Source organism: Xanthomonas sp. NCPPB 3218, assembly GCF_056725185.1.
The window spans coordinates 4043317-4057899 of the sequence record NZ_CM161516.1; the positions used below are offsets into that span (position 1 = coordinate 4043317).

At 67.3% G+C, this 14583-nt stretch carries 9 protein-coding genes; 3 read left to right on the forward strand and 6 right to left on the reverse strand.

What is annotated here, in order from left to right; genetic code table 11:
* Positions 1–89: 89 nt before the first annotated feature.
* Positions 90–1406, reverse strand: coding sequence for a lipid IV(A) 3-deoxy-D-manno-octulosonic acid transferase (gene waaA, locus AC1PLS_RS16725; RefSeq protein WP_481103873.1), 1317 nt, complete (start codon positions 1404–1406; stop codon positions 90–92).
* Positions 1407–1482: 76 nt separating this feature from the next.
* Here waaA and AC1PLS_RS16730 point away from each other — a divergent pair, with 76 nt between their 5' ends.
* Positions 1483–2403, forward strand: coding sequence for an LpxL/LpxP family Kdo(2)-lipid IV(A) lauroyl/palmitoleoyl acyltransferase (locus tag AC1PLS_RS16730; protein ID WP_104571392.1), 921 nt, complete (start codon positions 1483–1485; stop codon positions 2401–2403).
* A 61-nt stretch (positions 2404–2464) separates the two neighbouring features.
* Here the strand turns inward: AC1PLS_RS16730 and AC1PLS_RS16735 are convergent, their stop codons facing one another.
* Genes AC1PLS_RS16735 through AC1PLS_RS16745 form a run of 3 tightly spaced genes read right to left on the reverse strand, consistent with a single transcriptional unit; the run spans position 2465 to position 5097 of the window.
* Complete coding sequence (locus tag AC1PLS_RS16735) at positions 2465–3796, reverse strand: O-antigen ligase family protein (protein ID WP_481103874.1); 1332 nt, start codon at positions 3794–3796, stop codon at positions 2465–2467.
* Positions 3777–4889: a glycosyltransferase gene (locus tag AC1PLS_RS16740; protein ID WP_481103875.1), complete on the reverse strand. Its 1113-nt coding sequence runs from the start codon at positions 4887–4889 to the stop codon at positions 3777–3779. Before AC1PLS_RS16740 ends, AC1PLS_RS16735 begins: the two co-directional genes overlap by 20 nt.
* 10 nt (positions 4890–4899) lie before the next feature.
* Positions 4900–5097, reverse strand: a complete 198-nt coding sequence (locus AC1PLS_RS16745; protein ID WP_016902555.1) for a zinc-finger domain-containing protein — start codon at positions 5095–5097, stop codon at positions 4900–4902.
* Positions 5098–5413: 316 nt separating this feature from the next.
* Here AC1PLS_RS16745 and AC1PLS_RS16750 point away from each other — a divergent pair, with 316 nt between their 5' ends.
* Positions 5414–8776, forward strand: a complete 3363-nt coding sequence (locus AC1PLS_RS16750) for a GH92 family glycosyl hydrolase (protein WP_481103876.1) — start codon at positions 5414–5416, stop codon at positions 8774–8776.
* A 317-nt stretch (positions 8777–9093) separates the two neighbouring features.
* Here the strand turns inward: AC1PLS_RS16750 and AC1PLS_RS16755 are convergent, their stop codons facing one another.
* Positions 9094–11403, reverse strand: a complete 2310-nt coding sequence (locus AC1PLS_RS16755) for an NADP-dependent malic enzyme (RefSeq protein ID WP_481103877.1) — start codon at positions 11401–11403, stop codon at positions 9094–9096.
* A 198-nt stretch (positions 11404–11601) separates the two neighbouring features.
* Positions 11602–12948 (reverse strand): dicarboxylate/amino acid:cation symporter, encoded by a 1347-nt coding sequence (locus AC1PLS_RS16760; protein ID WP_184433552.1) that lies wholly within the window; start codon positions 12946–12948, stop codon positions 11602–11604.
* Between the two features lie 286 nt (positions 12949–13234).
* Here AC1PLS_RS16760 and AC1PLS_RS16765 point away from each other — a divergent pair, with 286 nt between their 5' ends.
* Positions 13235–14407, forward strand: coding sequence for an OprO/OprP family phosphate-selective porin (locus tag AC1PLS_RS16765; protein WP_016902551.1), 1173 nt, complete (start codon positions 13235–13237; stop codon positions 14405–14407).
* Positions 14408–14583 lie beyond the last annotated feature (176 nt).

Below are 14583 nucleotides of genomic sequence, written 5' to 3' on the forward strand. Positions count from 1 at the left end.
TGTTGGCACTCCAAGGCCGTTGGATGACACGCATTAGCGTGACTGCGGCAGGATCACTGCAGCGCTGCAGTGCAGGCGCAGTGACATCCTCAGGACGCCGCGCCCTCGCTCACCACCGGTGGCAGGTCCGGCGCGATCTGCACCAGCGTCCGCGCCACCGCACCCTTGCCATTGGCGACCAAGGCCAGCCCCGCCGCGGCCATCGCCTCGCGTTGGGCTGGGTCGCCGAGCAGGCGCGCAAGATCGTGGTAGACGCAGTCGGCATCGTCGCAGATGGCCACCGCATTGGCCTCGCGCATGCGCCGCGAAATCTCCGAGAAATTGTGCAGATGCGGGCCGGTGACTGCCGGCGTGCCGACTGCTGCCGGTTCGAGCAGATTGTGCCCGCCGATCGGCTGCAGGCTGCCGCCGACGAAGGCGACCTGTGCGCAGGCGTAGAAGCTCATCAGCTCGCCCAGGGTATCGATGACAAACACCTTGTCGCGCGCCTGCGGCCATTGCTGGCTCTTGCGCGTGGACACGGCCCAGCCACGCTCGCGCGCCACGGCCTCGACCTTGGGAAAGCGCTCCGGGTGGCGCGGCGCCCATAACATCAGCAGGTCAGGAAACTGCAGCAGCAGGCGCGCATGGATGTCGGCCACGGCCGCTTCCTCGCCTTCGTGTGTGCTGGCGGCAATCCACACCGGCCGCGTTGCCGGCACCTGCGTATGGAACTGCGCGACCAGCGCCTGCAACTGCGCAGGCGCGGCGATATCGAATTTGAGATTGCCCAGTGCGATCACCTGGTCGGGCCGCGCACCCAGCGTGATGAAGCGTTCGGCATCGTCGTGCGACTGCGCCGCCACGCAGGTGACGCTGCGCAGCGCGCGGCTGATCAACGGCGCCAGCAGGCGATAGCCGCGTAGCGAGCGTGCCGACAGCCGCGCATTGAGGATGTACACCGGAATCCTGCGGTCGCGGCAGCCGAACAACATGTTCGGCCACAGTTCGGTTTCCAGGATCAACGCCAGGCGCGGCCGGAAATGCTCCAGGAACCGGCCAACGCTGCCAGGTACGTCATAGGGCAGATACACGTGGTCCACCGCATCGCCCCAGACCGCGCGCACGCGCTCGGAGCCGGTGGGGGTGATGGTGGTGATGACCCAGCGGATATCCGGACGCTGCGCGCGCAAGGCATTGACCAGCGGCGCGGCGGCATTGACCTCGCCCACCGACACCGCGTGCACCCATACGCGCGGGCGACCGCAGGCATGCGTGTAAGAGGCATAGCGCTCGTTCCAGCGGTTGAAGTATTCGCGCACGCGAAAACCGCGCCACACCAGGTGGTACACCGTCACCGGCAGCAACAGGTACAACAGCGCCGAGTACAGTCCGCGCAACAGCCATTCGATCGGGTCTTTCCGCATCGCTGCAGGATACGGGAGCGTTGCGGCGTGCGCATGTGCACGCCGACGCGCGCGCGTGATCCCTTAGAATTGACGCATGTCCGAACCCGCCAACGTCGCTGTCCGCCCTTCCCTGCGCAACCCCAGGCACTGGCCGATGTATCTGGCCCTTGCCGTCATGGTGATCGCCGGGCGCCTGCCCTGGACGCTGCAGCGCGCGCTCGGCCGTGGCGTGGGCTGGATCGCGATGCGCCTGGCCGGCACACGTCGGCGCGCTGCCGAGGTCAACCTCAAGCTGTGTTTTCCCGAACAGGACGATGCCTGGCGGGCGCGGCTGTTGCGCGACAGTTTCGATGCGCTGGGCGTGGGCCTGTTCGAATTCGCACGTGCCTGGTGGGGCAGCATCGATGTCATCCGGCCGGGTGTGCAGGTCGAAGGGCTGGAACATCTGCAGCGTCTGCAGGAACAAAAGCGCGGCGTGTTGCTGGTGTCCGGCCACTTCATGACGCTGGAGATGTGCGGGCGGCTGCTATGCGATTACGTGCCACTGGCCGGCATGTACCGCAGGCATCGCAACCCGGTGTTCGAGTGGGCGGTCAAGCGCGGGCGGCTGCGCTATGCCACGCACATGTTCGCCAACGAGGATCTGCGCGCCACCATCAAGCACCTCAAGCGCGGCGGTTTCCTGTGGTACGCGCCGGATCAGGACATGCGCGGCAAGGACACGGTGTTCGTGCCGTTCTTCGGGCATCCGGCCTCCACCATCACCGCCACCCACCAGTTGGCGCGGCTGACCGGCTGCGCGGTGGTGCCGTACTTCCATCGGCGCGAAGGTGGCCGCTACATCCTCAAGATCGCACCGCCGCTGGCAGACATCCCCTCCGACGATGTGATCGCCGATACCGCGCAGGTCAATGCGGCGATCGAGGACATGGTGCGCGAGGCGCCGGACCAGTACCTGTGGATCCATCGGCGCTTCAAGCGCCAGCCGGGCGGGCGCAGCGAATTCTATCGCTGATGTCGGCGGGCCTCATGCCTGCGCTGCGTGCAGAAGCCGCAACGCACGGATGTGCGGCGGGTCAGCGCGGCGGCTGATCTGCGTCGTCGTTGAGCAAGGCACCGGCATACAGGCCGGCCAGCATCAGGCTCAGCCCGCCCCAGAAGCTGGAATAGAACGCCAGATGCGTATTGAGCGGGAACACGGTTGCCACCAGCGCGATCATTGCCGGGCGTGCCTGCGCGCGCGCGGCCAGGCTGGAATAGCGCCACGCGCGCCAGGCCTGGGCCGCACCGGCCAGCCACAGCAGCAAACCGATCACCCCGGTTTCGGCCAGGATTTCCAGCACGATCTGGTGCGCATGGAAGGCCGGCCCGTCGCCCCATGCCGGCGCCTGCGCGGGGGCCGGATTGCAGGCCGGATACGCCTGCCGAAATCCGCGTGCGCCCACGCCATTGAGCGGATGCGCGCGGATCATGCACAGCGCCGCGCCCCAGATCTGCGCACGCCCGGACAGGGCCTGGTCGACGCCCTGCTCGCCATCGCTAAAGGCCAGGGCGGTGCGCTGGATCCGCTCGCGCGCCTGCGGCGCCACCGCCACCACGCCGGCCGCCAGCAGCGCGCCGATCAGCGCCACTCCCAGCAGGCGACGGCCACCCAGCAACTGCCAGCCGGACAACAGCACGATCACGCCATAGGTGATCCACGATGCCCGCGAACCGGCCAGCACCAACACCACCCCGACCGCCGCCGCAGCGCCTGCCCAGGCCCAGGCATGGCGCCGGCCCAGCGCCAGCAACAGGAAGGGCGACAGGCTGGCCAGGGTCTGGCCGAACTTGAGGTTGCACGGCCCCAGCACGCCGCTGAGGCGGTCGACCAGGGCCAGCTCCTGCGGCGTGCACAGGCCATGCCCGCTGATCAGCTGCTTGATCTGATCCAGGCCGAAGAACAACGGGCTGTTGCCGAACGCGGCCTGCAGCAGCGCATCCAGCGTCCACACCGCGCCAATCACTGCCAGGCCGGTGAAGGTGCGCCGACGCCGCTGCGCATTGGCCACCGCGATCGCGCACAACCACATGAAAGGCAGATAGCGCAGATCGGTGGCCGACTTGCGCAGCGCGCGGCCCACGTCCACCGCATCGAACGCCGACAGCATCTGCGGCAACCAGTACGCGAAGAACAACACACTGGTCAGCGCCCAGGCCGCACCGCTGAGCAGCCGGGTGCCGCCGCGGAAGCGCGCATGCAGCAGGCGATACGCCGCAAACAGCGCGCCCAGCGACAACACCGTCTCGGCCAGCCCGGGCGTGGGCCACAGGGCCACGAACAGGATCACCCACAGCGGCGCCCAGCGACCGGCATCGGGCGTCAGCACGGACGCGGGAGGGATGGCCTCAGCGGCGGAGTTCGTCATAGACCTTCAGGGTGGCCGCTTGCATGGCCTGCAACGTGTAGGGAAGCACGGCGGGCGCTGTCGGCGCCTGCTGCAGCAAATGAAGCGCCTGGGTGCGCAAGGCAGCGGCATCGAAGGCCGGCACCGCGCCGCCGGGTTGCAACTCGGCCAGCAGCTCGCCGACGCCGCCATGCGCCCACCCCAGCACCGGCCGACCCACCGACAAGGCCTCCACCACGGTGCGGCCGAAGGCCTCGGGTTTGCGCGACAGCTGCAGCACCAGATCGCTGGCGGCGTAGGCCTCGGCGATGCGTGCGGTGGGTTCGGTGAAGGCGACCGCCTCAGCCACGCCCAGCCCGGTGGCCTCGGCTTCCAGCTCGTGCAGATAGGTTTCGCGGCCCGGCTCGCGCGCGCCCGGCAGCCACAACCAGGCCGGCACGCCGGCAGCGCGCACGTCGGCGAGCAGTTGCAGACCGTCGGTGTGCCCCTTCAGACGGGTGCCGCGCCCGGGCAGCAGCAGCAGGGGCGCATCGGCCGGCAGGCCGGGCAGCATGCTCTGTGCCCAGGCGCGCGCGCGGCGATCCGGATGCGGACGACGCGGAAACTGCGCGATATCGACACCGCGCGGTATCGTGCGCAAGCATGCGCTGTCGGTCTGCGGATAGTGCGTGCAGACGTACTCGCGCACCGTCTGCGACACGCAGATCACCCGCTCGCCGTAGGTCATCACCGCGCTGTAGCGGCTGGGCGAGTTGAGCCCGTGCACGGTGGTGACAAAGCGCGGCCGCGTGGCTGGCGGCATGCCGCGCAACGCGTACCAGCCCAGCCAGGCCGGCAGGCGCGAACGCGCATGCACGATGTCGGCGCCCAGTTCGGCGAACAACCGGCGCAGGCCGACCACATGACGCAAGGTCAGCAGCGACTTGCGCCCGATGTCCAGGGTGAGATGTTCGCCACCGGCCTCCAGCAGCGGCTGGACCAGGCGACCGCCGGCCGACACCACCACCGCGCGGTGGCCGGCGCGCACCAGCGCAGCAGCGATTTCCAGGGTGGAGCGCTCGACGCCGCCGGACTGCAGCGCCGGCAGCAGTTGCACCACGGTCAGGCGGTGCATCCGGCCAGGATCAGTCGGCGAGCACGAACAGCGCGCCGCAGTACGGGCACTTGGCTTCGCAGTTGGGCTCGTCTTCGATCGGCAGGTATACGCGCGGATGCGAGTTCCACAACGCCATCTGCGGTGTCGGGCAGCTCAGCGGCAGATCGCTGCGATGCACGGTGTAGCGCGATTCGGCATTGGCGGGCGCGGTGGCGGTCTGGCTCATGGCGGCACGATCGTAGAGGCAAAGGCAGAGCGCGGATTCTAGCAGCCTGCGTGGTGATCGGCCCATTGAGCGGGTGACGCCGGTTCGGGTGGCGATGGTCCCGGCGCCAGCGCGGGCGCCGGCAACCTCGAGAGATGCTAAAGATCCAGCAGCGCCTGGCCCCCTACAGGCACGGCAGCGCCACCCCACCCGGACATCGCGCTTATCATCGCCTGACCATGGCGCACCGCCCCGTGCCTGCGCCCCGTGTCCGGATCGCCCGCAGCACTCGGCCGGACCTGCCCTGCGGCATCGCACCCTAAGGAGACATCGCCACGTGACCTCGTCTGTTGTGCTGTTGCACCCGCGTGAGCTGTGGCTCCGGCTGGTTGTCGCCCTGGGCTGCGCTGCGCCGCTGTCGGTGAGCGCGGCGATTGAGTTTTCGAGTTCGTTCGAGCCCGGGCAGCCGTTGCCGGTGAGCGCGGCGGCCGGGCCGGTGCAGATTGCCATCGGTACCGGCCCGGCCGCGCCATATGCGGCCAAGCCCAACGCCGGCTACAGCGGTGCGCATGCATTGCGGTATCAAGGTCATGCTGCAGGTGGGCGGCGCACCCTGTTTACCGCCGATGTCCCGATCGGTGCCGATACGACGCTGTCGTGGCTGGTATTGCCGGAGAGTGTGGGCGGCGAGCATGTGGCATCGACCTACGTGTCACTGGATCTGCTGCTGGACGACGGCACGCGCGTGTCTGCCAGCGCTGCGCGGGATCAGCATGGCGTCGCGCCAGCTGCGCAGGCGCAAGGCGAGTCGAAGACGCTGTATCCGCAGCAATGGGCGCGCAAGGCGGTGCGGCTGGGCGACGTGCCCGGCCTGCGTGGCCGCCGTGTGCGTGCGATCGAGCTGGACGTTGCGCCGCCCGCAGGCGCGACCAGTGCCGGTTGGATCGACGACATCGCGCTTGCCGAGGTGCCGCTGACGCCGGCAACGCGTCCGTCGGATTGGGTGCTGACCACGCGCGGCACGCAGTCCAATGGCACGTTCTCGCGCGGCAATAATTTCCCTGCAACGGCCGTGCCGCATGGCTTCAACTTCTGGACGCCGGTGACCGATGCGGGCACGCTGACCTGGCTGTATCGCTGGAACGAACATAACGATGCGGACAATCGCCCGCGCCTGCAGGCGTTGTCGCTCAGCCATCAGCCCAGCCCGTGGATGGGCGACCGCCAGACCTTTCAGGTGATGCCGTCGTTGGCCGCGGGCGTGCCGCCAGCCGATCGCAAACAGCGTGCACTGGCGTTTTCGCACGCCAATGAAACTGCGCGCCCCTATCGCTACGCGCTGCGGTTGGACAACGGGATCCAGGCCGAGATCGCACCGACCGACCATGCCGCGCTGTTCCGCTTTCGCTTCCCGGTGCAGGGCGATGCCAATCTGGTGTTCGACAATGTGGACGCGCGCGGCGCGCTGCGCCTGGATGCGGCAACACAGACGCTCTCCGGCTACACCGATGTGCGTAGCGGGCTATCGACCGGGGCCACGCGCATGTATGTCTATGCCAGCTTCGACACGCCGTGGAAAGCCAGCGGCCTGAGCGATACCGGCCGGCCCACCGGCTGGATCAAGTTCGATGCCGGCAGCACCCGGCAGGTGCAGATGCGCATTGCCACCTCGCTGATCTCGCTGGATCAGGCCAGGCACAACCTGGCCCTGGAAATCGCGCCGCAGGCGACATTCGAGCAGGTTGCCGCGCGTGCGCAGGACGCCTGGGATGCATTGCTGGGACGCCTGGAGGTGCCCGATGCCACCGCCGACCAGAAGACCACGCTGTACTCCAACCTGTACCGCCTGCACCTGTATCCCAACTCCGGCCATGAGAACGTCGGCAGCGCCAGCGCACCGGACTGGCGTTACGCCAGCCAGAGCAGCTGGTCGGACGACAACATCGATGGCAGCGCGGTGCGCAGCTTTGCGCCGATCCGCGATGGCCGGGTCTATGTCAACAACGGCTTGTGGGACACCTTTCGCACCGCGTGGCCGGCCTACGCCTTGTTCGCGCCCGACGATGCCGGTGCGCTGGTGCAAGGCTTTCTGGAGCAGTCGCGCGCGGGCGGCTGGGTGGCGCGCTGGTCGTCGCCCGGCTATGCCGATCTGATGGTCGGCACCAGTTCCGACGTGGCCTTTGCCGATGCCTGGCTCAAGGGCGTGCAGGGCTTCGATCCGCTCGAGGCGTATGTTGCCGCACGCAAGAACGCCACCGTGGTGGCGCCCGACAGGCATGTCGGCCGCAAGGGCATGGCGCGTTCGACCTTTCGCGGTTATGCCGATACCGACACCCACGAAGGCATGTCGTGGTCGATGGAAGGCGCGCTCAACGACTTCGGTATCGCCAACATGGCCGATGCGCTGGCCACACAGGCGAAAACAGCCACGGCGCGCGAGCGTTACGCGACCGAGGCTGTGTATTTCCGTCATCGCGCAGCGGGCTATTCGGCCTTGTTCGACCCGGCGATCGGGTTCTTCCAGGGCCGCACCCCGGACGGCATCTGGCGCGTGGACGCGGCACGGTACGATCCGCGCGTCTGGGGCCACGATTACACCGAATCCAGCGGCTGGACGTTTGCGTTCACCGCACCGCACGATGGGCAAGGCCTGGCCGCGTTGTATGGAGGACGCGCCGGTCTGGCAGCGAAACTGGATACGTTCTTCGCCACCCCCGAGACCGCCGAGGCCAGGTTCGCCGGCTCTTACGGCTCCACCATCCACGAAATGACCGAAGCGCGCGACGTGCGCATGGGCATGTACGCGCACAGCAACCAGACCGCGCACCATATCCCGTGGATGTACCTGTACGCCGGGCAGCCGTGGAAGACGCAACGCCTGACCCGCGAGATCCTGGCGCGCCTGTACCTGGGCAGCGAGATCGGCCAGGGCTACCCCGGCGATGAGGACAATGGCGAAATGTCGGCGTGGTATCTGTTCGCAGCGATGGGCTTGTATCCGTTGCGCATGGGTACGCCTGACTATGTGATCGGCTCGCCGCTGTTCACGCAGGCCAGCCTGCGTTTGCCGAACGGCGGGACGCTGACGGTCAATGCGCTGCAGAATTCGCCGCAAAACGTGTACGTGCAATCGCTCAAGGTCAACGGCAAGCCCTGGCGCAAGACCTGGTTGCCGCATGCAGACATCGCCAGGGGTGCGACGCTGGACTTCGTCATGGGGCCGACGCCCTCGCGCTGGGGTACCGGGCCGGACGATGCGCCTCCATCGCTGACGCCTGCGGGTGAACGCCCTGCCCCCTTGCGCGATGTGCTCGGAGACACGGCGCGCATCACCCTGGCCGATGGTGGCGATGTCCCGGCACTGCATGACGACGATGCCGGGACGGTCGCTGCAGTTGCATCGGCATCGGCACTGACGTTCAGCGGCATGGCGCGCGGCACGCCGACGCTCTACACGCTGACCAGCGGCAACGCGGCGATTGCGGCGAGCGGATGGACGCTGGAAGCGCGGACGGCCGATGGTGCCTGGAAGGTGGTCGATCAGCGCCGCGAGGAAACGTTTGACTGGCCATTGCAGACGCGGCCGTTTCGCATTGCCTCCCCGGGTGCGTATGCCGAGTATCGGCTGCGATTCAGCGCACCTGCGAAACTGCAGCTGGCGGAGATCGAGTTGCTGGGGGCTGAGCCTGCGGCGCGTTGAGGCGCAGGTCTCGCATCGCTGATCGCGCTGCTTTCTGCAGGCAGGCGACTGCAGGATGCAGGCACCCGCTCACGCAATCGACGGAATTGCACGGGGGCTGCCGGAGCGGGGTTTTACTGCAACGTCAGCAGCGCTAGTGAACCGTCCCCTTCCCCCCCGCTCCGCGCGCCGGCCCGCGCTTGCGGCGCGGGCGCTTTAAGGCACGCGTGCCAGTGGCGCGCAAGCAGTGCCTTGTCGCCCCGATGGGAGAGGGGCGTTGGCGCGGCACGTGGGGTGCCGCTAGCGGATCGGTCTTTGATGTTTCCCGGTGGGGGATCTCAATCGCTATTTTTTTCGCTGACGGTCTTCTCGGCATCGCGCTGCCGGCGGATCTGCGCATCCACCGCCGCGATCGCGGTCATGTTCATCACCCGGCGCGAGGTGGCGCTGGTGGTGAGGATGTGCACCGGCTTGGAGATGCCCATCAGGATCGGGCCGATCGCCACGCCGTCAGTGAACACGCGTACCAGGTTGTAGGCGATGTTGGCCGCTTCCAGGTTCGGCAGCACGAACAGGTTGGCCCGGCCCTTGAGCGTGCTGTTGGGCATGATCTGCTTGCGCAGCGCCTCGTCCCAGGCGGTGTCGCCCTGCATTTCGCCGTCGATGTTGAGCTCGGGCTTGCGCTTGAGCAGGGCTTCGCGCACCTGGCGCATCTTCAGCGCATCGCGCGAGTCGTGGCTGCCGAAGTTGGAGTGCGACAGCAGCGCGATATTGGGCTCGATGCCGAACAGCTTGAGGCGGTACGCAGCCTGCAGCGTCGCCTCGACCACCTGCTCCACGGTCGGGTCTTCCTGCACATGCGTGTCCAGGAAGAAGAACACGCCCAGCTGGTTGATCACGCCGGTCATCGCCGAGGTGGAGCTCACCCGCGGCTCCAGCGGAATCACGCTGCGTGCGTAGCCCAGCTTCTTGTGGAAGCGGCCGACCACGCCCGACAGCATCGCATCGGCTTCGCCACGCGCCACCATCACCGCCGCGATCAGGGTCGGACGCGAGCGCATCAGTTCCTTGGCGGCGGTGACGGTCACGCCGCGACGCTCGGTGAGCGCGTGGTAGTACTGCCAGTATTCGTTGAAGCGGGGGTCGTCGAGGATGTTGGTGATCTCGAAGTCCACCCCGGCGGTCAGGCGCAGACCCATGCGCTCGATGCGCGCCTCGATGACGTCCGGGCGCCCGATCAGGATCGGGAACGCCAGGCCTTCGTCGACGACGTTCTGCACTGCGCGCAGCACCACTTCCTCTTCGCCCTCGGCATACACCACGCGCTGCTTGTCGGCGCGCGCGCGGTCATAGACCGGCTTCATCATCAGGCTGGTGCGGTAGACGAACTGGCCGAGCTTGTCGCGATAAGCCTCCATGTCGGTGATCGGGCGCGTGGCCACGCCCGAATCCATCGCCGCCTGCGCAACGGCGGACGACAGCTCCACCAGCAGGCGCGGGTCCAGCGGACGCGGAATCAGGTATTCCGGGCCGAAGCTCGGGGTCTCGCCGCCATAGGCCGCGCCCAGGTCGGAGGCCTCGCGCCGCGCCATCGCCGCAATCGCCTTGACGCAGGCGATCTTCATTTCCTCGTTGATGCCGGTGGCGCCCACGTCCAGCGCGCCGCGGAACAGGTAGGGGAAGCACAGCACGTTGTTGATCTGGTTCGGGTAGTCCGAACGGCCGGTGCCGATGATGCAATCCGGACGCACCGCCTTGGCCGCTTCCGGGGTGATTTCCGGGTTGGGATTGGCCAGCGCGAAGATCACCGGCTGGCGCGCCATGCTCGCGACCATCTCCGGCTTGAGGATGCCGGCCGCCGACAGGCCCAGGAAGATGTCCGCACCCTCGACGATCTCGGCCAGGGTGCGCTTGTCGGTATCGCGCGCGTAGCGCTGCTTGTCCGGGTCCAGGTCGGTACGGCCGGTGTGGATCACGCCGTCGCGGTCCAGCGCCAGGATGTTCTCCGGCTTCAGGCCCAGCGAGACCAGCATGTTGACGCAGGAGATGCCGGCCGCGCCCATGCCGGTGGTGGCCAGCTTGACCTCTTCGATCTTCTTGCCGGTGACCACCAGCGCGTTGAGCACGGCGGCGCCGACGATGATCGCGGTGCCATGCTGGTCGTCATGGAACACCGGGATGTTCATGCGCTCGCGCAGCTTGCGCTCGACGATGAAGCACTCCGGCGCCTTGATGTCTTCCAGATTGATGCCGCCGAAGGTCGGCTCCAGGCTGGCGATGATGTCGACCAGCTTGTCCGGGTCGTTCTCGTTGATCTCGATGTCGAACACGTCGATGCCGGCGAACTTCTGGAACAGCACGCCCTTGCCTTCCATCACCGGCTTGGAGGCCAGCGGACCGATGTTGCCCAGGCCCAGCACGGCGGTGCCGTTGGTGATCACCGCCACCAGATTACCGCGCGCGGTGAGCTCGCTGGCCTGGGTGGGTTCCTCGACGATCGCCTCGCAGGCGAAGGCCACGCCCGGCGAATACGCCAGCGACAGATCGCGCTGGGTCAGCATCGGCTTGGTCGCGGTGACCTTGATCTTGCCGGCCGGCTGCTGGCGGTGGTAGTCGAGGGCGGCCTGTTTGAAGTCGTCGTTGGACATCGGCTGTGTGGGTCTCGAAGGCGCAGGAGGGCTGAATTCTACCCTCCTGCCTGAACAAGGGCCTGTCGCGCAGCTGTCGGCGTGGCAGGAAGATCGCAGGCTGCAGCGCGTCGTGCGTTGCGGCCAGTGTGGGCTGGAAGCGGAAACGGCCCTGCACCCCGCCGGCAGCGCCGACGGAATACAGGGCCGTAGGAAGCATCAGCGTGCGCTGATCGGGGCGACGACGTCGGTCGAGGCCACCGGTGCCTGCAACGGCGGCGAGCCGCCATCCAGCACCAGCTTGAGCTGGTCGCGGTCCAGCGCATTTTCCCAACGCGACACCACCACGGTGGCAACCGCGTTGCCGATGAAGTTGGTCAGCGAGCGGCACTCGCTCATGAAGCGGTCCACGCCCAGGATCAGCGCCATGCCGGCCACCGGCACGTCCGGCACCACCGACAGCGTGGCGGCCAGGGTGATGAAGCCGGCGCCGGTCACGCCGGCCGCGCCCTTGGAGCTGAGCATTGCCACCGCCAGCAGGGTGATCTGCTGGCCCAGGCTCAGGTCCACATTGGTGGCCTGGGCGATGAACAACGCGGCCAGGGTCATGTAGATGTTGGTGCCATCGAGATTGAACGAGTAGCCGGTCGGCACCACCAGGCCCACCACCGACTTCTCGCAGCCGGCCTTCTCCATCTTCTCCATCAGCGACGGCAGCGCCGACTCCGACGAGGAGGTCCCCAGCACCAGCAGCAGTTCGGCCTTGAGGTAGCGGATCAGCTTGAGCACCGAAAAGCCGCACAACCGGCACACGATGCCCAGGATCACCAGCACGAAGAACAGCGAGGTCAGGTAAAACGACCCCACCAGCCAGGCCAGGTTGACCAGAGATTCCACCCCGTACTTGCCGATGGTGAAGGCGATCGCACCGAACGCACCGATCGGCGCGGCCTTCATCAGCATGTGCACCAGGCGGAACACCGGCGCGGTCAGCGCTTCCAGGAAGCTCAGCACCGGGCGGCCACGCTCGCCGACCAGGGCCAGCGCGATCCCGAACAGCACCGCCACGAACAGCACCTGCAGGATGTTGCCATCGACGAAGGCGCTGACCAGCGTGGCCGGGATGATGTCCATCAGGAAGCCGACCAGGCTCAGCTCGTGCGACTTCTGCACGTAGGTATTGACCGCGCTCTGATCCAGCTCGGCCGGGTTGATGTTCATGCCGGCGCCGGGCTGCACCACGTGCGCCACGATCATGCCCACGATCAACGCCAGCGTGGAGAAGAACAGGAAGTAGGTCATCGACTTGGCGAAGACCCGGCCCACCGTCTTGAGGTGGGTCATGCCGGCGATGCCGGTGACGATGGTCAGGAAGATCACCGGGGCGATGATCATCTTCACCAGCTTGATGAAGGCATCGCCCAGCGGCTTCAGGCTTTCGGCGAAGGTCGGCTCGAAGTGGCCCAGCAGGGCACCCAGGACGATCGCCACCACCACCTGGAAATACAGCTGACGGTAAAACGGGACGGGCGCCGGCAAGGGGCCGGCAGGCTTGCTGATGTGCATGACGCCACTCCGAGGGAACATAGAGGGTGCCTGAGCAGGTACCCGGTGCGGGCATTCTGGCCGTACGTCACAGCCCGAGCCGATAGCCCATTGGTACTACGCACTGTCCCCGGGCTGAACGTCGCCTTACACTTCAGCCGCGCCGCCACCGGCCGTTAATTCCGTTTAACGCAGACACCGATTCCTGTGTTGTTGGCCGTCCGGAACCTGCGCGCTTGCTGAAGCTGTTCAGTGCGACCGCCATGGCAGGACGCCCGGCCCCTTCTCCTTGCCGAAGACCACACCTATGCGCCTCAATCCGCTCGTTCTCGCGTTGGCCATCGCCGCCGCGCCCGCTGCCGCCAATGCGGCCACCTCGCTGGAAAACTGGCCCACCAAATACACCTTCGGGGATGGCACCGAGCTCGGCCTGACCGGCAACTATGCCTACGACGACAACAACTTCTCCGGCGACGACCGCCTGGAAGACCGCACCGACTTCCGCCGCAAGGAATTCGGCGCCACCCTCAAGAAGAAGGGCGTCTACGACGCCATGGTGTATTTCGACTTCGAGTCCAAGCTGTGGCTGGACGTGTTCTTCCGCGTCGAGACCAAGGCGCTGTTCGGCCAGGACTACGGTCGCGTGCGGATGGGCTACATGAAGGTGCCGGTGGGTCTGGAAGCGGTGCAGAGCTCGCGTGCGGGCAGCTTCATGGAACTGGGCCTGCCGATCCAGGCGGTGTTCCAGGGCCGTCGTACCGGCGTGGAATGGACGCTGGAGCGCCAGCAGTACCTGCTGCAGGCCGGCGCCTACGGCGGCAAGGACCTGCAGGGCGACAACCCGGGCACCACCCAGGCCGTGCATGCCGCCTGGACCCCGTTCAAGGCCGAAGGCAACGTGCTGCACCTGGGCCTGGCCGGTTCGGTGGAAAACCCGCGCGGCTTCAGCGACGGCCGCGGCGTGTCGTTCAGCCCGCGCGTGCGCCTGCGTGCCCGCCCGGAAGCCGGCCTGACCGACGTGCGTCTGATCGACACCGGCACCATTCTCGATGTGGACCACGTGATCCGCGCCGGCGTGGAAGCGGTGTGGATCCACGGCCCGTTCTCGCTGCAGAGCGAAGCGCTGCGCGCCGAGGTGGCGCGTAACGACAACCTGCCGCATTACATCGCGCAGGGCCAATACCTCTATGGCACCTGGACGCTGACCGGCGAGTCGCGCAGCTATGCCGGCGGCGTACCGGGCAACATCAAGCCGGCGCACGACTACGGCGCGGTCGAGCTGACCGCCCGCTACAGCCGCCTGGATCTGGAAGACAACCGCGTCAGCGGCGGGCGCCAGCACGACACCACCATCGGCGCCAACTGGTACCTCACCAGCCACTTCAAGATGCAGGCCAACTACAGCTGGGTGGATGCCACGCGCAACGGCGTGCATGAGACCCCGCATGTGATGGAGCTGCGCGCGCAGGTGCAGTTCTAGCCTTATCGCGCAACGCTGACGCGGGCCTGGTCGGCCGCGGGTTGGCTTCGGTTGACCGCTTCAACGCGGTAACCTGGCTATTCAAGCCAGCATGCAGGCCCCTGCGGCCGCTTCCTTCCGGGGATGCGGCCGCAGTCGTATCTGGGGGCGCCGTGGCGGCGATGGCTGCACGATGC

Bases quoted from the DNA above. Each gene is read 5' to 3' on its own strand.
- waaA (WP_481103873.1), bottom strand. From the start codon at position 1,406: ATGCGGAAAGACCCGATCGAATGGCTGTTGCGCGGACTGTACTCGGCG.
- AC1PLS_RS16730 (WP_104571392.1), top strand. From the start codon at position 1,483: ATGTCCGAACCCGCCAACGTCGCTGTCCGCCCTTCCCTGCGCAACCCC.
- AC1PLS_RS16735 (WP_481103874.1), bottom strand. From the start codon at position 3,796: ATGACGAACTCCGCCGCTGAGGCCATCCCTCCCGCGTCCGTGCTGACG.
- AC1PLS_RS16740 (WP_481103875.1), bottom strand. From the start codon at position 4,889: ATGCACCGCCTGACCGTGGTGCAACTGCTGCCGGCGCTGCAGTCCGGC.
- AC1PLS_RS16745 (WP_016902555.1), bottom strand. From the start codon at position 5,097: ATGAGCCAGACCGCCACCGCGCCCGCCAATGCCGAATCGCGCTACACC.
- AC1PLS_RS16755 (WP_481103877.1), bottom strand. From the start codon at position 11,403: ATGTCCAACGACGACTTCAAACAGGCCGCCCTCGACTACCACCGCCAG.
- AC1PLS_RS16760 (WP_184433552.1), bottom strand. From the start codon at position 12,948: ATGCACATCAGCAAGCCTGCCGGCCCCTTGCCGGCGCCCGTCCCGTTT.
- AC1PLS_RS16765 (WP_016902551.1), top strand. From the start codon at position 13,235: ATGCGCCTCAATCCGCTCGTTCTCGCGTTGGCCATCGCCGCCGCGCCC.